This window comes from Actinacidiphila sp. bgisy145 (assembly GCF_057708125.1).
This window is the reverse complement of record NZ_JBYIRL010000034.1, coordinates 27460-47424: the sequence shown is the minus strand read 5'-3', so window position 1 is coordinate 47424 and position 19965 is coordinate 27460. Positions and strand designations below refer to the sequence as shown.

The 19965-nt window shown below is 70.3% G+C and carries 17 protein-coding genes and 1 tRNA gene; 9 read left to right on the top strand and 9 right to left on the bottom strand.

All coding sequences use genetic code 11. The annotated features are described in order from the left end of the window. Positions 1-60 precede the first annotated feature (60 nt). A tRNA-Arg gene (locus tag AC3ERT_RS27195) sits at positions 61-136 on the top strand. A 172-nt stretch (positions 137-308) separates the two neighbouring features. Here AC3ERT_RS27195 and AC3ERT_RS27190 read toward each other — a convergent pair. After that, positions 309-1103 (bottom strand): alpha/beta fold hydrolase, encoded by a 795-nt coding sequence (locus tag AC3ERT_RS27190; protein WP_435136387.1) that lies wholly within the window; start codon positions 1101-1103, stop codon positions 309-311. A gap of 128 nt (positions 1104-1231) precedes the next feature. Beyond that, positions 1232-2266: a phospholipase D-like domain-containing protein gene (locus tag AC3ERT_RS27185; protein ID WP_435177311.1), complete on the bottom strand. Its 1035-nt coding sequence runs from the start codon at positions 2264-2266 to the stop codon at positions 1232-1234. Between the two features lie 444 nt (positions 2267-2710). On the opposite strand from AC3ERT_RS27185, the gene AC3ERT_RS27180 reads away from it, so the two are divergent. The 5 genes from AC3ERT_RS27180 to AC3ERT_RS27160 all read left to right on the top strand — a co-directional run bounded on the left by AC3ERT_RS27180 (position 2711) and on the right by AC3ERT_RS27160 (position 7059). Further along, positions 2711-3655: a SigB/SigF/SigG family RNA polymerase sigma factor gene (locus AC3ERT_RS27180; RefSeq protein WP_435177309.1), complete on the top strand. Its 945-nt coding sequence runs from the start codon at positions 2711-2713 to the stop codon at positions 3653-3655. Positions 3656-3929: 274 nt separating this feature from the next. Beyond that, a complete protein-coding gene (locus AC3ERT_RS27175; RefSeq protein ID WP_435177307.1) occupies positions 3930-4421 on the top strand; it encodes a MarR family transcriptional regulator in 492 nt (163 codons plus the stop codon). A gap of 242 nt (positions 4422-4663) precedes the next feature. Then, positions 4664-5554 (top strand): SIS domain-containing protein, encoded by an 891-nt coding sequence (locus tag AC3ERT_RS27170; protein WP_435177305.1) that lies wholly within the window; start codon positions 4664-4666, stop codon positions 5552-5554. A 183-nt stretch (positions 5555-5737) separates the two neighbouring features. Further along, complete coding sequence (locus AC3ERT_RS27165) at positions 5738-6592, top strand: class II fructose-bisphosphate aldolase (protein ID WP_335977954.1); 855 nt, start codon at positions 5738-5740, stop codon at positions 6590-6592. 263 nt (positions 6593-6855) lie between these two features. Beyond that, positions 6856-7059, top strand: coding sequence for a MarR family transcriptional regulator (locus AC3ERT_RS27160; protein WP_335977953.1), 204 nt, complete (start codon positions 6856-6858; stop codon positions 7057-7059). A 25-nt stretch (positions 7060-7084) separates the two neighbouring features. Here the strand turns inward: AC3ERT_RS27160 and AC3ERT_RS27155 are convergent, their stop codons facing one another. The 7 genes from AC3ERT_RS27155 to AC3ERT_RS27125 form a co-directional block, all read right to left on the bottom strand. Beyond that, a complete protein-coding gene (locus AC3ERT_RS27155) occupies positions 7085-7993 on the bottom strand; it encodes a DedA family protein (RefSeq protein WP_435177303.1) in 909 nt (302 codons plus the stop codon). A gap of 172 nt (positions 7994-8165) precedes the next feature. After that, positions 8166-8912: an SDR family NAD(P)-dependent oxidoreductase gene (locus AC3ERT_RS27150; protein WP_335977951.1), complete on the bottom strand. Its 747-nt coding sequence runs from the start codon at positions 8910-8912 to the stop codon at positions 8166-8168. 408 nt (positions 8913-9320) lie between these two features. After that, positions 9321-10610, bottom strand: coding sequence for a citrate synthase (locus AC3ERT_RS27145; protein ID WP_335977950.1), 1290 nt, complete (start codon positions 10608-10610; stop codon positions 9321-9323). Between the two features lie 124 nt (positions 10611-10734). Beyond that, entirely contained in the window at positions 10735-12957 is a 2223-nt protein-coding gene (gene recD2 / locus AC3ERT_RS27140) for an SF1B family DNA helicase RecD2 (RefSeq protein WP_435136408.1), read from the bottom strand. 314 nt (positions 12958-13271) lie between these two features. Continuing rightward, complete coding sequence (locus AC3ERT_RS27135) at positions 13272-14123, bottom strand: sugar phosphate isomerase/epimerase family protein (protein WP_435177301.1); 852 nt, start codon at positions 14121-14123, stop codon at positions 13272-13274. Continuing rightward, the gene (locus tag AC3ERT_RS27130) at positions 14120-15283 is read right to left on the bottom strand and encodes a dihydrodipicolinate synthase family protein (protein WP_435136414.1); all 1164 of its coding nucleotides are present in this window, start codon (positions 15281-15283) and stop codon (positions 14120-14122) included. Before AC3ERT_RS27130 ends, AC3ERT_RS27135 begins: the two co-directional genes overlap by 4 nt. Beyond that, positions 15280-16431, bottom strand: coding sequence for a Gfo/Idh/MocA family protein (locus AC3ERT_RS27125; RefSeq protein ID WP_435177299.1), 1152 nt, complete (start codon positions 16429-16431; stop codon positions 15280-15282). Before AC3ERT_RS27125 ends, AC3ERT_RS27130 begins: the two co-directional genes overlap by 4 nt. A gap of 286 nt (positions 16432-16717) precedes the next feature. Here AC3ERT_RS27125 and AC3ERT_RS27120 point away from each other — a divergent pair, with 286 nt between their 5' ends. From AC3ERT_RS27120 to AC3ERT_RS27110, 3 genes are all read left to right on the top strand, one after another. Next, the gene (locus AC3ERT_RS27120; RefSeq protein WP_435177297.1) at positions 16718-17815 is read left to right on the top strand and encodes a LacI family DNA-binding transcriptional regulator; all 1098 of its coding nucleotides are present in this window, start codon (positions 16718-16720) and stop codon (positions 17813-17815) included. Between the two features lie 105 nt (positions 17816-17920). Further along, positions 17921-18841, top strand: a complete 921-nt coding sequence (locus AC3ERT_RS27115; protein WP_435177295.1) for a bifunctional helix-turn-helix transcriptional regulator/GNAT family N-acetyltransferase — start codon at positions 17921-17923, stop codon at positions 18839-18841. Between the two features lie 255 nt (positions 18842-19096). Then, positions 19097-19894, top strand: coding sequence for a sugar phosphate isomerase/epimerase family protein (locus AC3ERT_RS27110; RefSeq protein ID WP_435136426.1), 798 nt, complete (start codon positions 19097-19099; stop codon positions 19892-19894). Positions 19895-19965: the final 71 nt, after the last annotated feature.

Below are 19965 nucleotides of genomic sequence, written 5' to 3'. Positions count from 1 at the left end.
TGACCCCGGTACGAGGTCACGGAACCACCCAGGGGCGGAGACAGCCGCGGCCACTGTCCGGCCCCCGTAGCTCAGTGGATAGAGCAGGTGCCTTCTAAGCACTTGGCCGCAGGTTCGAGTCCTGCCGGGGGCACCACAGCGAGAGCCCGCAGGCCACGCACGGAGTCATTTCATCCTCTTTTTTCGCTTTTATGGCGATTTCCGACCTGGCGAACCGTTGCCTCAGATGGCTGGTTTCAGCCCCCAAGGCCGCTGTTGACGCGGTTGCTGCGGCTACATCCCGGATCGTGGCGGCCCGCCCGAGGGCGTCACCGTGCGAGGAAGTCGATCACGGCCGGAAGCGCGCCGGGGTCCTGGAAGGGAAAGATGTGTCCGCCCTCGAAGACCCGCAGCTCGGCGTCCGGGACAGCCCGGGCGATGGCCTCGCTGTTGGCGACCGGGGCGATGCCGTCGTAGCGCCCGGCGGCGACCAGCGTCGGGCAGGTGACGGCTGCGAGCCGGTCGTACACGTCGTGCGCGGCTCGGGCCCTCATCTGGAGTTCCTCGCCCCGCTGTACGCCGGCCGGCCGGTCCGACGCCAGCCGCCCGCGCATCGACTCGACCACGGCGCGGTCGCCGGGGTGGGCGGCCAGCCACTCGGCGGAGAAGCGGGTGTCGAGGATGCTCGTGTACCGGGCCACCCGCTCCTCCGGCGGAAGCAGGGGCAGCGTGTGCAGCGGGTAGGAGGAGCCGCCGCGGCCCCCGGAGGACGTGCACAGCAGCGCCAACCGTTCCACCCGCTCCGGCCGGGTGACGGCCAGTTCCTGCGCCACCATCCCGCCGAAGCTGAACCCGAGCACGCGGAAGGACGGCCAGCCGAGGTGGTCGGCCAGTGCCAGCGCGTCCGCGCCCAGGTCCGCCATGGTGTACGGCCCGGCGGCGGGCCCGGACCTGCCTATGCCGCGCTGGTCGAAGGCGGCCACCTCGAACCGGCCGGACAGGCGCATGATCAGCACGGCCGCCTCGGCGAGCGTCCCGCCGGAGCCGTTGAGGAACAGCAACCGCGGCCCCTTGCCCGTCACCTCGTAGTTCAGGGCGACTCCGTCGAGGTCGGCGGTGGCCATGCGATCAGCTCCTTGTCCGGTCCGTCGTGCGCGGCGGCCGTGCCCGGCGCCGTCGGTGGGATTCTCGCGCACGGCGAAGTCGCGCCGTCCGCAAGCCCCGTTCGACCGCCGACCCGCACTCCCGTGGATCAGGACCAGGCCGTGCCGCCCGCGTAGTCGGAGGCAAGCGCCGTGTTGATGCCGGAGATGATCGACGTGGAGGTGGTGATGAAGCCCAGCTCGCGGTTCTTGTTGAGGGAGGCGTTGGAGAAGTTCTGCGAGCCGACGTCCACGGTGGCGGCGCTGGTGCCGTAGTCGGCGACGATCGCCTTGGCGTGGATGTACAGGGACGCGGTGTAGGCGTAGGTGTGCACATGGACGCCGGCCGCGGTGAGGGCATCGAACTCGTCGGCGTACTCGTTGTCGTCGTTGGTCATGGTGACCTCCACGTTCACCCCGCGCTTGGCGGCGTTCTCCAGCGCGGTGACGACGGTGGCGTAGCCCATCTCCTCGTTCTCCACCGACAGGCTGGTGGTGGCGCCGTTGATGATCGCCAGGATCTTCGACTGGGCGTCGGTCGGGCTCCACACCAGGTGGTCGCCGTCGGTCGGGGTGATCGCGGTACCGGCGTAGTCGGCCGCGAACACCTTCTCGATCGCCTTGACGTCCAGGGAGTTGTTCTCGATGACGGCGAAGTCGCGGCTGGTGGAGTAGTACTGGCTGGTCAGGTTGCCACTCATGATGGCGGTGGTGGCGTCGTCCACCGTGAGGGTCTTCTGGTGGGTGGCGGCGTACGTGGTGGAAGCCCAGTGCGTGGGCACGCCGTTGGCATTGAGGTAGGTGTAGGCCGCGGTGTTGTTCGACTTCTCCAGGTTCTGGTCGAGGATCACCCGGACCGTCACCCCGCGCTTGGCGGCGGCGACGAGATCCTGCTCGGCGGTGGTGTCGGTCAGTTCGTACATGGTGAGGTCGATGCTGGTCGTCGCCGAGCCGATCAGGTTGTAGATCGCGCCGTAACCGGCGGACGGCTCGGTGACCAGGGTGTAGGTGACCGCCGAGGGGGCGACCGAGGCAGAAGCGGTCGCAGCAGTACCGGACGTGGCGGCACCGGCGGTTCCGGCAGCCCCCGCGACCAGAGCGGCGGCGGCGAGCAGACAGGCAGGACGGATGTACGGGCGGGACATGCGCACCTCGCATAGGTCGTCCGATGTGGCATGTACAGGACATCACGACCCGCCTCGGCGATCTCCACAGTCCAGGCGAAATCCTGGACTCGGCTTGGCAAAGTCCCCAAGCGCGGAAGGCCGCGTCCAGCCGGACCCGGATGCGTACCGCCATCACCAGTCTGCGACGAACTCCCCCCGCACACAGGAGTGTTGACGCCCCACCCGGAGCTCTCCGCACACGCCCCGCACCCGCAAGCACTACGGCACACGAACCCCGGCGCACGGCCGCGCCGCACACGCAGCCCGACCAGGGGCGCCACACGCAGATGGTCGCTCTTTTGACTATTTGATCCTTTTACGGTGGTTTGTCACACATCTCACCGGGCACACCACCTTCGGCCCCTCCCCCGGCCGTGACCGACCGTATCCCTGAGGGGTCGCAGCGCGAGGAGCTGGTGATTGATGGCCTCTTCCGTCCCCGCTTCCAGTCACACATCCGCACACGCCTCCCCCCGGGGCCGGCACCCGCACGACGACGCCCCCGACACGGCCGAGGCGTTCCGCTTGCTCGCCCGGCTGCCGGACGGCGCCTCCAAGGAACATCTTCGGCAGCAGATCGCCACGGAGTGGCTGCCGATGGCTCACCGCCTGGCCGGGCGCTACCGCAACCGCGGCGAGTCCCTGGACGACCTGCGCCAAGTGGCCGCCCTCGGCCTGGTCAAAGCCGTGAGCCGGTACGACCCCGACCGCGGCACCGCCTTCGAGAGCTACGCGGTGCCGACCATAGACGGCGAGATCAAACGGCACTTCCGCGACTGCATGTGGTCGGTGCACGTACCGCGCCGCGTCCAAGCCCTACGAGCCCGCGTCCGCGCCGCACACCAGGAGCTGACCCAGACCCGGCCGGGACGCGAACCCACCGCCCGGGAGATCGCCGAGCACGCCGGCCTCACCGAGGAGGAAGCCGCCGCCGGCCTGGAAGCCCTGGAGAGCTTCAGCTCCCTGTCGCTGGACGCCCAGTGCCGGCAACCCCTGGACTCCGGGCCCATGTCCCTGGCCGACACTCTGGGCGCCCCCGACCCCGCGCTCGACGTCGTACTCGACCGCGAAGCGGTCAAACCGCAACTGTGCCGCCTTCCCGAGCGCGAACGCCAGATCCTCTACCTGCGCTTCTTCCACGGAATGACGCAGAGCATGATCGCCGACCGGCTCGGCATCTCGCAGATGCACGTATCCCGCCTGATCGCCCGGTCCTGCTCGGCGATCCGAGAGGAGGTCGTCGGCGCCGAACACGCAGTGGACGCCCTCGAACGCGGCGCCCCCGACGCCGCCTCGCAGCAAACCCTGCACCGCCGTGATCACACACCGGCTCCGAACGCCGCCGCACCGCACAGACGCGCTGCCTGACCGCTCCCGGCACCGCCCCTGCCGCCTCCCTGGCCCCTGCTCTCCACCAGCGCATCCTCCCTCCCGGCGTCCCGAACTCCCCTGCCCAGGACCAGGCATGCTTTTGCCAGAAAGGGCTACGAGGGTGAACAGACGGTGTGAGAAAGTGTGCGCCTGAGCTGTCCCCAGCAGGCTTCGAGCACCTGCCGGTACCGCGCTCGCCGCCGGGGGCGAGCGCGCTGGCAGCTATGGGCCACCCCGGCGATCAGGCAAACGATGCGAGGGATCGTTGCGTATGGACTCCACCCTGTCCGGGGCGGCTTCGACAGCCCGACGCCGCAGACGGCTGACGAACCACATCAAGGAGCATGTGCGGGACCTCCATGCCCAACTCACGCTTCTCAACCACCAGATAGGTGCGCACCTCGACCTTCGGGACGCCGATCTGGAGTGCCTGGACCTGATCAGCCGACACGGCCCGATGGGCCCGACAGCACTGGCGCGGCGCGCGGGCCTGCACCCCGCCACCCTCACCGGCGTGCTGGACCGGCTGGAACGAGGCGGCTGGGTGGTCCGCACCCCCAACCCCAGCGACCGTCGAGCGATCCTCGTCCAGGTGATCAAGGAGAAGGAAGCCGAGATCGGCTATCTCCTCTCCGGCCTCAGCCATGCCATGGACGGCGTGTGCGCCGATTACGACGATGACGCACTGACCACCATCGCCGACTTCCTGCAGCGCAGCACCGAGGCGGGACGGACCGCCACCGACGAACTCACCAAGAGCTGATCCACCCGCCTCCACACCGGCCCGGCCCCCTGCGCCAGCAACTCCACCACCCCAGGCGCAGGGGCCGGGCTTTGTGCTTCCCGCCCCCACGGCGGCGCCCGCCCACCCGATAGAGCAACCGAACTGCGCACTCCTGTTCATTACACCCTCACTTCAAGCAGAATCAATCATCTACACTGACCGAAGTACGCGCACGACACCCGACCGCGCAGCCCCGCGCGCCGCCTGCCCGAGGAGCCCTTATGGCCGCCCCGTCACTGACCACCACCGAGATCACCACCCAGCCCGACTGCTGGCAGCGCGCGGTCGAGCTCGCTCCGGAACAGTCCGGGAAGCTGCCCGCCCGTGGTGAGCGGGTCGCGGTCATCGGCTGCGGCACCTCCTGGTTCATGGCGCAGTCCTACGCCACCCTGCGCGAGAGCACCGGTCAGGGTGAGACGGACGCCTTCGCCGCCTCCGAGTTCCCGCTCGGCCGCAGCTACGACCGTGTGCTGGCGATCACCCGCTCCGGCACGACCACCGAGGTGCTCAGGGCCTGCGAGCAACTGCTCGGCTCCACCCCGGTCACCGCCATCACCGCCGACCCGAAGACCCCGGTCATGCAGGCCGCGGACGAGATCGTCGTCCTGGATTTCGCCGACGAGCAGTCCGTGGTGCAGACCCGCTTCGCCACCACCGCGCTGGCGCTGCTCCGTGCCCACCTCGGCGAGGACCTCACCACCGCGATCGCCGACGCGCGCATCGCTGTGAGCGACGATCTGTCACCCGAGGCACTGGCCGCCGAGCAGGTCACCTTCCTCGGCACCGGCTGGACCTACGGGCTGGCGCAGGAGGCCGCGCTCAAGATGCGGGAGGCCGCCGGCGCCTGGACCGAGGCATATCCGGCCATGGAGTACCGCCACGGCCCGATCAGCATCACGGGCCCCGGCCGCGTCGCCTGGTCCTTCGGCCCGCTGCCCGAGGGGCTGGCCGACAATGTCGCCGCCGTCGGCGGGCACCTGGAGCACCGGCCCACCGTCGACCCGCTCGCCGACCTCGTCCGCGCCCAGCGCCTCGCCGTCGCGATCGCCGAGGCCAAGGGCTACAACCCGGACCGTCCGCGCAACCTGACCCGATCGGTCATCCTCGGCTGACCCCATCTCCATCCACCTCCCTTCTCCGCTTCTCTCGCTGACGGCGCTTCCGCATCCGTCGGCACCTGCTCCACCTCCGTCCGCCGCTGCCACGGCGGACCGACCCACCTGCACCGTCGGCACGCCGCGTGCCGGCCCACCGGTCCCCGAACGACCCCGGGGACCCGGACCCGAGGAAGCCGCATGCCGACCGCCGCCACCGCCGAACTCGTCCTCGCCGCACACGCGTCCGGCGGTGGCGTGGCCGCCTTCAACGTGATCACCCTGGAGCACGCCGAAGCGATCACCGCCGCCGCCGAGCAGACCGGTCTGCCCGTCATCCTCCAGATCAGCGAGAACGCCGTGAAGTTCCACGGCGGCCGCCTCGATGGCGTGCTCGCGGGCGCGGCGGCCGCCGCCGAAGCGGCCGCCGTACCCGTCTCCCTCCACCTGGACCACGTGGAGGACGAGGCACTCCTTCGCGCCGGGGTCGCCGCCGGCGTGACCTCGGTGATGTTCGACGCATCGGTCCTGCCCTACGAGGAGAACGTCAGCGCCACCGCCCGGATCACCGAGTGGGCCCACACCCACGGGGTGTGGGTGGAGGCCGAACTCGGCGAGGTCGGCGGCAAGGACGGTGCGCACGCCCCGGGTGTGCGCACCGACCCGGCGGAGGCCGCGGCTTTCACCGCTGCCACCGGTGTGGACTCGCTGGCCGTCGCGGTCGGCAGTTCGCACGCGATGACCGAGCGCACCGCCCGGCTCGACCACGAACTCATCGGCCGGCTGCGCGAGTCCGTGGGCGTGCCGCTGGTCCTGCACGGCTCGTCCGGCGTGTCCGACGGCGAACTGCGGCAGGCGGTCACCGCAGGCATGGCGAAGATCAACATCGGGACGGCGCTCAACATCGCCTTCACCACCGCCGTACGCGACTACCTCGCCTCGGACCCCACAGCCGTCGACCCGCGCCGCTACCTCCGCCCTGGTCGCGACGCGATGACCGCTACCGCCGCCCACCTGCTGCGAGTGGTGGCCGGCGCGCCCGAGCAAGAAGGCTGAGGCCCGAAGCGGGATTGTCACGCACGGTAATTCTGCCGCAGTCCGGCCGGTCCGAAACGATCTCCACCGACAAGCAACTCGAACGAGTGATCGAGTGTGCTTCGATGTGATCAATACTTCGGTAATACTGGCCGTGACCTGCGGTTTGTCACCGTTACGCGGGTTCCGTGTCACAGAAGATCAACAACCGCATGCGCGCGTCGCGCCCCGTCGTTGTCCGGACGAAGGTGCTGATCGATATCGCCGTCGCATGGAGGTGCTTCATGACCGATCGGACCCTGTGGTCGTACGCGGACATCGCAGCCCACATCCGCGTCCAGGTGGACACCGTGCGTTCCTACCGGAAGCACGGCCACCTGCCGGACCCCGACGTCGTCGAACGCGGGAAACCGTTCTGGTACGCGGACACGATCCGGGCGTGGAGCGCCCGCCGCCCGGGCAACAGGGGGCGCCGGGACCCCGGCTGACCCGGCGCCGCGGCGCAGCTCACCGCTAAGTGCCGCGCCCGGTCAGCGGACGCGAACTGTCGCCCGCATCGTTGTCCGGCGGCGGCACGGGAGACGGCAGGATCTCCCGGCCGTCCTCGGGCACCGAGACCGGCGGAGGACGCTCGGACGCGGCAGGCGGCGGGACGATCACGGCACCCGTGGCTGCGGACGGCTGCGGAGCGGACGCCGCCGAGGTGCCGCCCTCGACACCCGCCGCAGTCGGTCCGGCCGGCCCTTCACACCCCCCGGCGGCGGACGCGACCACGACGGACGGGGGGCTGCCCCCGTCGCCATGCCGTCGGTCCCGCCCGCGTGAAACCCACTGCGCCACCGTGCCGACCCCGGCGACCAGCAGGGATATGCCGAGCCCGAGGGACAGTGCGTAGAAGGAGTTCGATGCTGCCCGGCCGCTGATGTATCCGGCACCGACCGAATACGACGCCCACACCGCCTCCGCGACACCCGCGCCGACGGCATACCGCCGTGCCGGGTACCGCACGACGCCCGCGGCCAGCCCGCCGATCACCCGGCCGCTGGGCAGGAAGCGGACGCCTATGACGAAGGGCACACCATGCCGCTGGATGCGCAGGGCGGCCCATTTGAGCAGTGCCGCCTGGCGGGGCCGGCGGCGCATGCGGTGCAGCACCCGGCCGCTCAGTGCCCGCCCGGCGCGGTGCAGCAGCATGTCACCGACAACGGCGCTGCCCGCCACCACCAGCAGCACGAGGGCGATGCTGAGACGGCCCTCAGCGGCCATCACACCGCCCGTGACGAGCAGGACGGCGTTGGGTACGAGCGGCGGGGCCGTCGTCGCGGCCAGCAGCGCGTACGCCCAGAAGACGTTGCCACCCCGCAGGTGCTCGGCGAGACCGGAGGTGAAGTCGATCGACGACACGCTCAGTGCAACGTCCATACCACCGCCCCTCTTCCCACCCCCTGGGATCAACGCTCCCAGCGGTTCCCTCGGCTCGGCAAGCGGGTTTGGCGGTGTAGGGGTACTTCTCCGCCGATTCCCCGGAAATCTCATCCTCGGGATGCAGCGGGCCTACTCCCGTGGGTGGAGGCCCGGAAACCACTGGTCGCCGTCAACGGCCGAGCAACTCGCCGCCGTTGCACTGCAGGATCTCGCCGGTGATGAAGCCGGCCTCCGGGGAGGCCAGGAAGAGCACGGCCGCCGCCACGTCCGCCGGCCTGCCGACCCGGCCCACCAGCGTGCGTCCCGCGCGCCGGGTCAGCTCCGCATCATTGAGCCGCGACCCGAAGAACTCGGTGCCCGCCACGGTCCCGGGAGCCACGATGTTGCACGTGACGCCCTGCGGGCCCAGCTGGGCGGCCAGGGAGTGGTTCCAGGCGTGCAGGGCGGCCTTGGAGGCCCCGTAGGAGCCACCGCCGCGCAGCGCCGCGACCGAGGTGACGGTGACCACCCGGCCGGCGTCGGAGAAGCGGTCCCGCAGCGACTCGGTGAGCAGCACCGCCGTCAGGACGTTCCGTTCGAAGTCACCGCGCCAGCGCGCCAGCAGACCGTGCGGCCCGGCTCCCACGGCCAGCTCGCGACTGCCCGCGCTGTTGACCAGAACGTCGACCCGCTCGGGCAGTTGTGCCAGGACCCTCTCGACGTCGTCGGGATCGGCCAGATCGCAGACGGCCGGAGTGACGTCCAGCCCGCGCTCGGTGTGCAGCTCGTCCGCGGCGGCGTGCAGGACCTCGCGGCGGCGGCCGACGATCGTGACGCGGTGGCCGTCCTCCGCGAACCGGATCGCGATGGCCAGGCCGATCCCTGTGCCTCCGCCGGTCACGACGATGTTCCGGACCGTTGTCGCGTTCTCTGCCATGTGCTCCGCCCCTCGAGGAGAAACAGCACGCTACGGGATCACGCCGGACCGGCCGCGAGCGGGGTAGCCAGCACAAACACCCACAGCGAAGAGACGTAGATCACATCGCCGAGAGCGTAACCAATACGGCGTCTCGTGGGTCTTATGTCTTGAACACCGGCCCCCGGCGGAGCCGGTGTAGAGAGTTGAGGTACGGTCCATCTTGGGGGATGGATCGAGTTGCGTCGCCGGGGCGATCTCCGGGGAGCTTGAGCGGCCCTCCCGGCCGCTTCGTCCCGGCTTGGCGCGGCCGCCGAAAAACGCCCGGTACGGACCCGTGGGGGGATCCGCTCCGGGAAACGGGAGCGCCCCGTGCCGGACCCGTGGGGGGATCCGTCGCGGGGCGCTCTCTTTACGCGTGGGCCCAGGTCAGCGGGCCTCGACCGGGACGTAGTCGCGGGTGACGACGCCGGTGTAGATCTGCCGCGGCCGACCGATGCGGGAGCCGGGCTCCTTGATCATCTCGTGCCACTGGGCGATCCAGCCGGGCAGCCGGCCCAGCGCGAACAGCACGGTGAACATGCTGGTCGGGAAGCCCATCGCGCGGTAGATCAGGCCGGTGTAGAAGTCCACGTTGGGGTAGAGCTTGCGCGAGACGAAGTAGTCGTCGCTGAGCGCGTGCTCCTCCAGCTTGAGCGCGATGTCGAGCAGCTCGTCGGACTTGCCGAGCGCCGAGAGGACATCGTGCGCCGCCGCCTTGATGATCTTCGCCCGCGGGTCGAAGTTCTTGTAGACGCGGTGCCCGAAGCCCATGAGCTTCACGCCGTCTTCCTTGTTCTTCACCCGGCGGATGAAGGAGTCGACGTCGCCGCCCTCGGCCTTGATGCGCTCCAGCATCTCCAGCACGGACTGGTTGGCACCGCCGTGCAGCGGCCCCCACAGCGCGCTGATGCCGGCGGAGATCGACGCGAACAGGTTGGCCTGCGAGGAGCCGACCAGCCGGACCGTGGACGTCGAGCAGTTCTGCTCGTGGTCGGCGTGCAGGATCAGCAGCTTGTCCAGCGCGTTGACCACGACCGGGTCGAGCTCGTACTCCTCGGCCGGGACCGAGAAGGTCATCCGCAGGAAGTTCTCGACGTAGCCGAGGTCGTTGCGCGGGTAGACCACCGGCTGGCCGACGGACTTCTTGTACGCGTACGCCGCGATCGTCGGCAGCTTGGCGAGCAGCCGGATCGTGGACAGGTCGCGCTGCTCGGGGTCGAACGGGTTGTGGCTGTCCTGGTAGAACGTCGACAGCGCGCTGACCACGGAGGACAGCATCGCCATCGGGTGGGCGTCCTTCGGGAAGCCGTCGTAGAACCGTTTGACGTCCTCGTGCAGCAGCGTGTGCTGCGTGATCTGCCCCTGGAACGAGGAGAGCTGGTCGACGGTCGGCAGCTCGCCGTTGATCAGCAGGTACGCGGTCTCCAGGAAGGAGCCGCGCTCGGCGATCTGCTCGATCGGGTACCCGCGGTAGCGCAGGATGCCCTGCTCACCGTCGAGGAAGGTGATCGCGGACTTGTACGCCGCGGTGTTGCCGTAGCCGCTGTCCAGGGTGACCAGCCCGGTATCGGCACGCAGCTTGCCGATGTCGAAGCCGTTGTCACCGACGGTGCTGTCCACAACGGGGTAGCTGTACTCGCCGTCCCCGTACCGCAGTACTACAGAGTTGTCGCTCACGTCATTCCCTCACCGACGGTTTTGCCTCTTCTTCGAGGTGCCCTGACTACGTCCACTGTCCCCCATTTGGCACTGGGGTGTGCACTCGGGGTCGGCCATCGGGCCGAAAAGTGGCACGGAGTGCCTATTTTGCGCCCAGATCAAGCCGATGGTCGAGAGCGGTGAAGCGCCGACCCGCCGAGACCGTGCGCACCGCCTGGCCGATCGCCCGGCGGGACCCCACCAGCACGACCAGGCGTTTCGCCCGTGTGACCGCGGTGTAAAGCAGGTTCCGTTGGAGCATCATCCAAGCGCCGGTAGTGACGGGGATCACCACCGCGGGGTACTCGCTGCCCTGCGACCTGTGAATCGTGACGGCATAGGCGTGGGTCAACTCGTCCAGTTCGTCGAAGTCATATCCGACCTCTTCGTCCTCGTCGGTCCGCACCGTCAGCTTCTGCTCCACCGTGTCGAGGGCGGTGACCACGCCCACAGTGCCGTTGAAGACGCCGTTGGCACCCTTCTCGTAGTTGTTCCTGACCTGCGTGACCTTGTCGCCGACCCGGAAGGTGCGCCCGCCGAAGCGGCGCTCGGCGACGTCCGGGCGGGCCGGGGTGACAGCCTGCTGGAGCAGCCCGTTGAGCACGCCCGCGCCAGCCGGCCCGCGGTGCATCGGGGTGAGCACCTGGACGTCGCGGCGCGGGTCGAGACCGAACCTGGCCGGAATTCGACGGGCCACGACGTCGACTGTCAGCCGGGCCGCCGCCTCCGAGTCCTCCTCGGCGAAGAGGAAGAAATCGGCCAGTCCCTGAGTGACCGGCGGGGTGCCCGAGTTGATCCGGTGCGCGTTCGTCACCACACCGGACTGCTGGGCCTGGCGGAAGATGCGGGTCAGCCGCACCGCCGGCACCGGGCCGCTCGGGGTGAGCAGATCCCGCAGCACCTCGCCCGCTCCCACGCTCGGCAGCTGGTCGACATCGCCGACGAACAGCAGGTGCGCTCCGGGTGGCACCGCCTTCACCAGTTTGTTCGCGAGCAGCAGGTCCAGCATGGACGCCTCGTCGACGACCACCAGGTCCGCGTCGAGCGGCCGGTCCCGGTCGTAGGCCGCGTCGCCGCCCGGCTTGAGCTCCAGCAGGCGGTGTACCGTCGAGGCGGCGGCCCCGGTCAGCTCGGCGAGCCGCTTGGCAGCCCGACCGGTCGGCGCGGCCAGCACCACCTTGGCCTTCTTGGCAACCGCCAGGGCGACCACCGAGCGCACCGTGAACGACTTGCCGCAGCCCGGGCCGCCGGTGAGTACAGCGACCTTCTGTGTGAGCGCCAAGCGCACGGCGTCCTGCTGCTCGGGGGCGAGGTCCGCGCCGGTCTGCTCGGCGAGCCAGGCCAGCGCCTTGTCCCAGTCGACGTCCTGGAAGGCGGGCATACGGTCCTCAGGTCCGCGCAGCAGCCGCAGAACCTGGGCGGCGAGCGCGATCTCCGCCCGGTGGAATGGCACGAGGTACACCGCCTTGATCGGTTCGCCGTCCCCGTCGGGCGAAGGGACGCTCTCACGCACCACGCCCTCCTCATCGGCCAACTCCCCCAGGCACTCGATCACCAGGCCGGTGTCCACCTGCAGCAGCTTCACCGCGTCGGCTATCAGCCGCTCCTCCGGCAGGAAGCAGTTGCCGTTGTCCGTGGCCTGCGAAAGGGCGTATTGCAGGCCGGCCTTGACCCGCTCGGGGCTGTCGTGCGGAATCCCCACCGCCTGTGCGAGCCGGTCGGCGGTCAGGAACCCGATGCCCCACACCTCGGCGGCGAGCCGGTACGGCTGGTTCTTCACCACGGAGATCGAGGCGTCGCCGTACGTCTTGTAGATGCGCACGGCGATGGAGGTGGACACCCCGACGCCCTGGAGGAAGACCATCACCTCCTTGATCGCCTTCTGCTCCTCCCAGGCGGCCGCGATCAGCTTCGTCCGCTTGGGCCCGAGGCCGGGCACCTCGACGAGACGGGTGGCCTCGGTCTCGATGACGTCCAGCGTGTCGGTGCCGAAGTGGTCCACGATGCGCTCGGCGATGCGCGGCCCGATGCCCTTGATCAGCCCGGAGCCGAGGTAGCGCCGGATGCCCTGGACCGTGGCCGGCAGGACCGTCGTGTAGTTCTCGACGGTGAACTGCTTGCCGTACTGCGGGTGGGAGCCCCAGCGGCCGTTCATCCGCAGGGACTCGCCCGGCTGCGCGCCCAGCAAGGCGCCCACCACCGTGAGCAGGTCGCCGGAACCGCGTCCGGTGTCCACCCGCGCGACCGTGTAGCCGTTGTCCTCGTTGGCGTACGTGATCCGTTCGAGGACGCCCTCCAGGACCGAAAGGTGCGGTGCCTCACCCATCTGCGAGCTCCCTTCGGGCCGGTCGGTGATCTGCTCCGAAGGTACCGGCAGCGGCCGACAGCGCGGCGGCGGTCACCCGCCCGGCTGTGGACAACTCCGAAGCCGGCGGGCGGAAAGCGAGAGGGGCCCGGCCGAAGCCGGGCCCCTCTTCATCCCTCCCCCTGTACCCCCGAAACCCCCCTCGGGCGTACCAGCCGGGCTCCCTGAACCCCCTCCGGGAGCCCCGATGCCATGTACGACACACCACGGCCCGAAAGGGTTGCACCGCGGAACGGCAAAATTCGAAGATTTTTTTCCGGCCCCGTCAGGGCACGTCAGAGCACGTGCCTCCGGTACCTGTCGGCGACTTCGGCGAGCACCTCGGCACCGTCCCTCGCCCACAGGCCGGGGTTGAAGATCTCCACCTCCACCTGGCCCTGATAGCCGGCCTTGTCGGCAAGGACGCGGAATCCCCTGAGGTCGACGCAGCCGTCACCGAGTTGACCGCGCCCGAGCAGTACGCCCTCGGGCAGCGGCGTCACCCAGTCGGCGACCTGGAAGCAGGCGATCCGGCCGCCCTCGCCGGCACGCGCGATCCCGGCCGGCGCACGGTCATCCCACCACAGGTGGTAGGTGTCCACCACGACGCCGACGTGTTCGGGCACGAAGCGCTCCGCGATGTCCAGGGCCTGTCCCAACGTCGAGATCACACAGCGGTCCGAGGCGTACATCGGGTGCAGTGGCTCGATCGCCAGCCGCACGCCGTGCTCCGCGGCGTACGGCACGAGCGAGCCGATCGCTTCCGCGACCCGTTCCCGGGCGGCCGCGATGTCGAGATCGCCCTCGGGCAGGCCGCCGGAGACCAGCACCAGGGTGCCGGTGCCCAGGGTCGCGGCCTCGTCGATCGCCGCACGGTTGTCGGCCAGTGCCTCCGCCCGCTGCGCCGGGTCGGAGGCGGTGAAGAAGCCGCCGCGGCACAAGGAGGTGACAGTGATCCCGTGGTCGCGCATCAGCGCGGCCGCCTCCGAGACTCCGTACTCCTGGACCGGTGCGCGCCACAGGGCGACCGACGTGATGCCGACCTCCGTGCAGCCCGCGGCCAGTTCGGGCAGCGACCACTGCTTGATGGTCTCCTGGTTGATGCTCAGGCGCGCGAGGTCCGTCACGGCGCCCAGATCTCCGGTCATGCGTCCACTCCGTATACGGCCAGCAGCCCGCGCATCCGGGCCTCGGCGAGTGCGGGGTCGGCGAAGATCCCCACCTGGTCGGCGAGTTCGTAGGCCCGCGCGAGATGCGGCAGCGAGCGGGCCGACTGGAGTCCGCCGACCATCGTGAAGTGGTCCTGGTATCCGGCCAGCCAGGCGAGCAGGACCACACCGGTCTTGTAGAAGCGGGTCGGCGCCTCGAAGAGGTGCCTCGACAGGCCGACCGTGGGGTCCAGCAGTGCCCGGAAGCCCGCGGCGTCCCCGGTGTCCAGGGCGCTGACCGCGGCAGAGGCCAGCGGAGCCAGCGGGTCGAAGATGCCGAGCAGGGCGTGGCTGAAGCCTTCGTCGTCGCCCTCGATCAGCTCCGGGTAGTTGAAGTCGTCGCCGGTGTAGCAGCGCACCCCTTCGGGCAGGCGGCGGCGCAGCGCGACCTCGCGGCCCGCGTCGAGCAGCGAGATCTTGATGCCGTCGACCTTGTCCGGGTGGGCGGCGATCACCTCGAGGAACGTCTCGGTCGCGATGTCGAGATCGCCGCTGCCCCAGTAGCCGGCGAGTGCGGGATCGAACATCGGGCCGAGCCAGTGCAGGATCACCGGGTCCGCGGACTGCCGCAGCAGGTGCCCGTACACCTCCAGGTAGTCGTCCGGCCCCTTGGCGACCGCGGCCAGGGCGCGCGAGGCCATGATGATGGCCTGCGAGCCGGCCCCTTCCACCACGGCCAACTGCTCCTCGTAGGCGGCGACGACCTCGGCGAGGGTGGCCTGTGCGGCGGCGGGGCCGACGAGTTGGTCCGTGCCGACACCGCACGCGATGCGGCCGCCCGTCGTCCGTGCCTCGGCGGAGGACCTGCGGATCAGCTCGGCCGCGACCGGCCAGTCCAGGCCCATGCCGCGCTGCGCGGTATCCATGGCCTCGGCCACTCCGAGACCCTGGCTCCACAGGTGGCGGCGGAAGGCGAGGGTCGCGTCCCAGTCGACGGCCGCGGGGGCGTCGGCGGCGGTGTGGAAGGGGTCGGCGACGACATGAGCGGCCGAATACACCACCCTGCTGCGCAGGGGCAGGCCCGCCTTGTGGTGCATCGGCTCCGACCGGGGTTCGTAGGCACGGGTCGTGCCGGACGCGTCCGGCAGCAGGATGGTCACAGCGAAAGCTCCGGGACGTCGAAGCGGCGGCCCTCCGCGGAGGACTTCAGGCCCAGTTCGGCGAGCTGGACGCCCCGGGCCCCGGCCAGCAGGTCCCACTGCCAGGGCTCGTCGAGCACCACGTGCCGCAGGAAGAGCTCCCACTGCGCCTTGAAGCCGTTGTCGAAATCGGCGTTGTCCGGGACTTCCTGCCACTGGTCGCGGAAGGTCTCGGTGGCCGGCAGGTCAGGGTTCCAGACCGGCTTGAGAGTCGCCGAGCGGTGCTGGACACGGCACTTGCGCAGCCCTGCGACGGCGGAGCCGTGAGTGCCGTCCACCTGGAACTCGACGAGTTCGTCGCGGTTGACGCGCACGGCCCAGGAGGAGTTGATCTGCGCGACCGCGCCGCCCTCCAGTTCGAAGATGCCGTAGGCCGCGTCGTCCGCCGTGGCGTCGTACGGCTTGCCCTGCTCGTCCCAGCGCTGCGGGATGTGGGTCGCGGTGAGCGCCTGCACGCTGCGCACCCGGCCGAACAGCTCATGCAGCACGTAGTCCCAGTGCGGGAACATGTCCGCCACGATGCCGCCGCCGTCCTCAGCACGGTAGTTCCAGGACGGGCGCTGCGCGCTCTGCCAGTCGCCCTCGAAGACCCAGTAGCCGAACTCGCCGCGCACGGAGAGGATCTGACCGAAGAAGCCGCCCTCGACCAGGCGTCGGAGCTTCTGCAGACCGGGCAGGAACAGCTTGTCCTGCACCACGCCGTGCTTGACGCCGGCCTCGGTGGCCAGCCGCGCCAGCTCCACCGCGCCGGCCACCGAGGTGCTGGTGGGCTTCTCGCAGTAGATGTGCTTGCCTGCCGCGATGGCCTGCTTGACGGCTTCCTCACGGGCGGAGGTCACCTGGGAGTCGAAGTAGATCTCGATCGACGGGTCGGCCAGGACCGCGTCCAGGTCCGTGCTCCAGTGCTCCAGGCCGTGCTGCTCGGCGATCGCGCGCAGCGCGTGCTCGCGGCGGCCGACCAGGACGGGCTCCGGCCACAGCACGGTGCCGTCGCCTAGGTCGAGGCCGCCCTGTTCGCGCAGGCTGAGGATCGACCGCACCAGGTGCTGTCGATAGCCCATTCGTCCGGTGACGCCGTTCATGGCGATCCTCACGGTCTTGCGTGTCATGGGCCTCTCCTGAGCGGTCGGGGGTGGGCACGAAGGCCGACTACGATGCGCTCGCACCATAGCAAGCGCTTTCTTCCGCATCACGCTAGCTTGCATGAGTGGCGGTCGACAAGACTCTCCAGGATGCGAAAGTAAGCGCTTGCTGAGAGGGTGGCCTGCGGAACGGCACTGCCGCTGCCGCGCACGGCGGCGAAGTGAGAGCATGTGCCGCGACGGCCGAGCGCCGGTAGGGCGCCGGTCAGGGCGGTCGAACGTCCGGTCGCCGCACGAGGAGGTCAGGAGCGACATGGCAGTGACACTGGCCGACGTCGCGGCGCGCGCGGGAGTGTCGTCGGCAACGGTCTCCCGCGTGCTCAACGGCAACTACCCCGTGGCCGGCAGCACCCGAGAGCGGGTGCAGCGGGCCGTGGCGGAGCTGGACTACGTCGTCAACGGGCAGGCGCGAGCACTCGCCGCGGCGAGCTCAGATCTCGTCGGCGTGCTGGTCAACGACGTGGCCGACCCCTTCTTCGGCCTGATCGCCAGTGCGCTCCAACGCGAGATCGCCGGCGGGTCCGGCAACGCGAACGGCGGCGGGAAACTCGCGGTGGTCTGCAACACCGGCGGCTCCCCCGAGTCCGAACTCACCTATCTGACCCTGCTCGAACGCCAGCGCGCGGCCGGCGTGGTGCTGACCGGAGGAGCGGTCGAGGACGGCCCGCACACGGCCACCGTGTCCGCCCGGCTGACCCGGCTGGCGTCGTCCGGCACACGGATCGTGCTGTGCGGGCGGCCACCGCTGCCCGGCCCGGCGCCGGGCATCACCACCCTCACCTTCGACAACCACGGCGGGGCCCGGCGACTGACCGAGCACCTGCTCTCGCTCGGCCACCGGCGGATCGGCTGCGTGGCCGGCCCGATCGAACGCAGCACGACGCGGCACCGCCTCGAAGGCCACTTCGCGGCGCTCGCCGCACGCGGGCTCGCCCCGCGGCCCGACGACGGCGCGGACCTCGCCGATCTGCCGGGCCAGCCCGTCGTGCACGGGGGGTACGACCGCGCGTCCGGCTACGACGGCGCGCTGGAACTGCTCCGCAAGGACCCCTCCGTGACCGCGATCGTCGCGGCCAACGACGCGGCCGCGCTCGGCGTGTGCGCCGCCCTCCGCGACCGCGGGCTCAGCGTCCCCGGGGACATCTCCGTGGCCGGGTTCGACGACCTTCCCTTCAGTGTGGACGCCTCACCGGCGCTGACCACGGTCCGCATCCCACTCCAGGAGGCCGGCGCACGCGCGGGCCGACTGGTACTGGGCCGGTCGACTCCACCGCCGGGTTCGGTCGCCACGGTGACCACGGAACTGATGGTCCGGGACTCCACGGCGCCACCGGCGCACGCCGCCCGCTGAGCCCGCCGGGGTTTATCCACAGACCGGAAATCGGGGCTTTCGCTCGGCTCCGCCACGGGCATACCTTTGACTCAGGCAAAGAAAAACGGAAAGGCCGGAGTCGTCATGGCAGTCCAGGAGATCCGCGAGTTCAACCGCTTCTACACCAACCTCATCGGCGCGCTCGACTACAGCCGCCACCTCCACACGCCGTTCACGCTCACGGAGGCGCGTGTGCTGTACGAACTCGCGCACGCGCGACGCACGGACGCGGCCGACCTGCGCGTGGAGTTGTCGCTGGACGCCGGCCATCTCAGCCGGATGCTGTCGAAGTTCGAGGAGCGGCAACTCGTCACGCGCAGGCCTTCCGAGGAGGACGCGCGAAGACAGCGGATCGAACTGACCAAACAGGGGAAGGAAGCCGCGTCACTGCTGGAGGAGCGCGCCCAGGAGGCCGTGGGTTCACTGGTCGGCCGGATATCGCCGGAAGACCGGCCACGGCTCACCGCCGCGATGCGCACGGTCCGCGAGATCCTGCACGACGACCACCGCGTCACCACCGGTCCGCGCGTGATACTGCGCGTTCCGCGCCCCGGCGACCTGGGATGGGCGATCGAGCGCAACGCCTCGGTGTACGCGGCGGAGTACGGCTGGGACGAGGGGTACGAAGCGCTGGTCGCGCGCATCGTTGCGGACTACGCGGCCGACCATGACCCGGAGCGCGAGGGGATGTGGGTGGCCGAGCTGGACGGGGAACGGGCGGGGTGCGTCTTCTGCGTGCGGGACGACGCGCCCGACACGGCGCGGTTGCGCCTGCTGCTGGTCGACCCGGCTGCCCGCGGGCACGGGATAGGGGGGCGGTTGGTGGACGCGTGCATATCCTTCGCCCGCCAGGCCGGTTACCGCGACATGGTCCTGTGGACCAATGACGTACTGGCGGGTGCCCGCAGGATCTACCAGCGGGCCGGGTTCGAACTGGTGGCGCAGAAACCCCATCACAGCTTCGGCCAGGACCTGGTGGGCCAGGACTGGCGACTGGTCCTTTGACGGGCTGGCCTGCGAGCGGACCCGGACCCGGACCCGGAGCCGACGCCGACGCCAGACCCGGAGCCGGAGCCCGGAGCTGGATGTGAAGGTGGGACCGCTGATGCGCCCGTACCCGTGGCGCTCCAGTGGGGTCCGAGGGTGAAGTTCCCGTCATCGAAAGGAGGCTGGGTTGCAGGGATGCGGGGGCGACACGCCGGAGCGGGGACGCGTGGCACCGGTTGACCCCGTGCGGGAGCCGTGCCTAGTGTCCGGCAAATGAGACTCGCCTTCTCCACCCTCGGACTTCCCACGTTGCCCATCGACCAGGTGGTGCGCCTCGCGGCAGAAAACGGCTACCACGGCGTCGAGCTGCGCGCGAGCGACGAGGAACCTGTGCACCCTGGGCTCGCCGCGGATGAACGGGCCCGGGTGGTCGAGCAGTTCGCGGCAGCCGGGATCGACATCCTCACCGTGGCCGCCTATGCGCGGGTGGCCGCGCGTGGCGAGGACGGCCCCGTGCTGGCCGAGACCGAGGCCGCGGTCGACCTGGCCGCTGACCTGGGCGCGTCCTACGTGCGGGTGTTCCCGGGCGGCGGGGACCTTCCGGCCGCCGAGGCGGACGCGCTGGCCGAACGGCGGCTGGCCGCGGTGGCACCGTATGCGGCCGACCGCGGGGTCCGGGTGCTGCTGGAGACGCACGACTCGCACCGGGCCGGCGCCGATGTGGCTCGGGTGTTGGGCGCTGTGGGACACCACTCGGTGGGCACGATCTGGGACGTGATGCACACCTGGCTGGCCGGGGAGCAGCCGTCCTCGACGTATCCCGTGCTGGCCCCGTACCTGGGCTATGTGCAGGTGAAGGACATCGCTTCGGCGGAGGATCGGACGCCGCTTGCGCTCGGTAAGGGCGTGCTGCCCCTGGCGGAGACCATCGAGGTGCTCAGCAGGGCCCAGTGGGACGGCTGGCTGTGCTGGGAGTACGAGAAGCGGTGGAATCCGCAGGCGGAGGATCTGCCGGGCATGTTGGGCGCCGGGCGGGAGCACTTGGTCCGGCTGCTGTCCGAATCGGCCTGACCTGCCTGATCGGGCGAGGCAGCGGGGCCGGGGGCCGAGCCCTGGGAAGTCGACTGGGCTCCGGCCCGTGG

Coding starts and splice junctions, on each gene's coding strand:
- AC3ERT_RS27185 (WP_435177311.1), bottom strand. CDS start 2,266: ATGTCCCGCCCGTACATCCGTCCTGCCTGTCTGCTCGCCGCCGCCGCT.
- AC3ERT_RS27115 (WP_435177295.1), top strand. CDS start 17,921: ATGGCAGTCCAGGAGATCCGCGAGTTCAACCGCTTCTACACCAACCTC.
- AC3ERT_RS27190 (WP_435136387.1), bottom strand. CDS start 1,103: ATGGCCACCGCCGACCTCGACGGAGTCGCCCTGAACTACGAGGTGACG.
- AC3ERT_RS27135 (WP_435177301.1), bottom strand. CDS start 14,123: ATGACCGGAGATCTGGGCGCCGTGACGGACCTCGCGCGCCTGAGCATC.
- AC3ERT_RS27170 (WP_435177305.1), top strand. CDS start 4,664: ATGGCCGCCCCGTCACTGACCACCACCGAGATCACCACCCAGCCCGAC.
- AC3ERT_RS27120 (WP_435177297.1), top strand. CDS start 16,718: ATGGCAGTGACACTGGCCGACGTCGCGGCGCGCGCGGGAGTGTCGTCG.
- AC3ERT_RS27175 (WP_435177307.1), top strand. CDS start 3,930: ATGGACTCCACCCTGTCCGGGGCGGCTTCGACAGCCCGACGCCGCAGA.
- AC3ERT_RS27125 (WP_435177299.1), bottom strand. CDS start 16,431: ATGACACGCAAGACCGTGAGGATCGCCATGAACGGCGTCACCGGACGA.
- recD2 (WP_435136408.1), bottom strand. CDS start 12,957: ATGGGTGAGGCACCGCACCTTTCGGTCCTGGAGGGCGTCCTCGAACGG.
- AC3ERT_RS27165 (WP_335977954.1), top strand. CDS start 5,738: ATGCCGACCGCCGCCACCGCCGAACTCGTCCTCGCCGCACACGCGTCC.
- AC3ERT_RS27150 (WP_335977951.1), bottom strand. CDS start 8,912: ATGGCAGAGAACGCGACAACGGTCCGGAACATCGTCGTGACCGGCGGA.
- AC3ERT_RS27110 (WP_435136426.1), top strand. CDS start 19,097: ATGAGACTCGCCTTCTCCACCCTCGGACTTCCCACGTTGCCCATCGAC.
- AC3ERT_RS27180 (WP_435177309.1), top strand. CDS start 2,711: ATGGCCTCTTCCGTCCCCGCTTCCAGTCACACATCCGCACACGCCTCC.
- AC3ERT_RS27155 (WP_435177303.1), bottom strand. CDS start 7,993: ATGGACGTTGCACTGAGCGTGTCGTCGATCGACTTCACCTCCGGTCTC.
- AC3ERT_RS27160 (WP_335977953.1), top strand. CDS start 6,856: ATGACCGATCGGACCCTGTGGTCGTACGCGGACATCGCAGCCCACATC.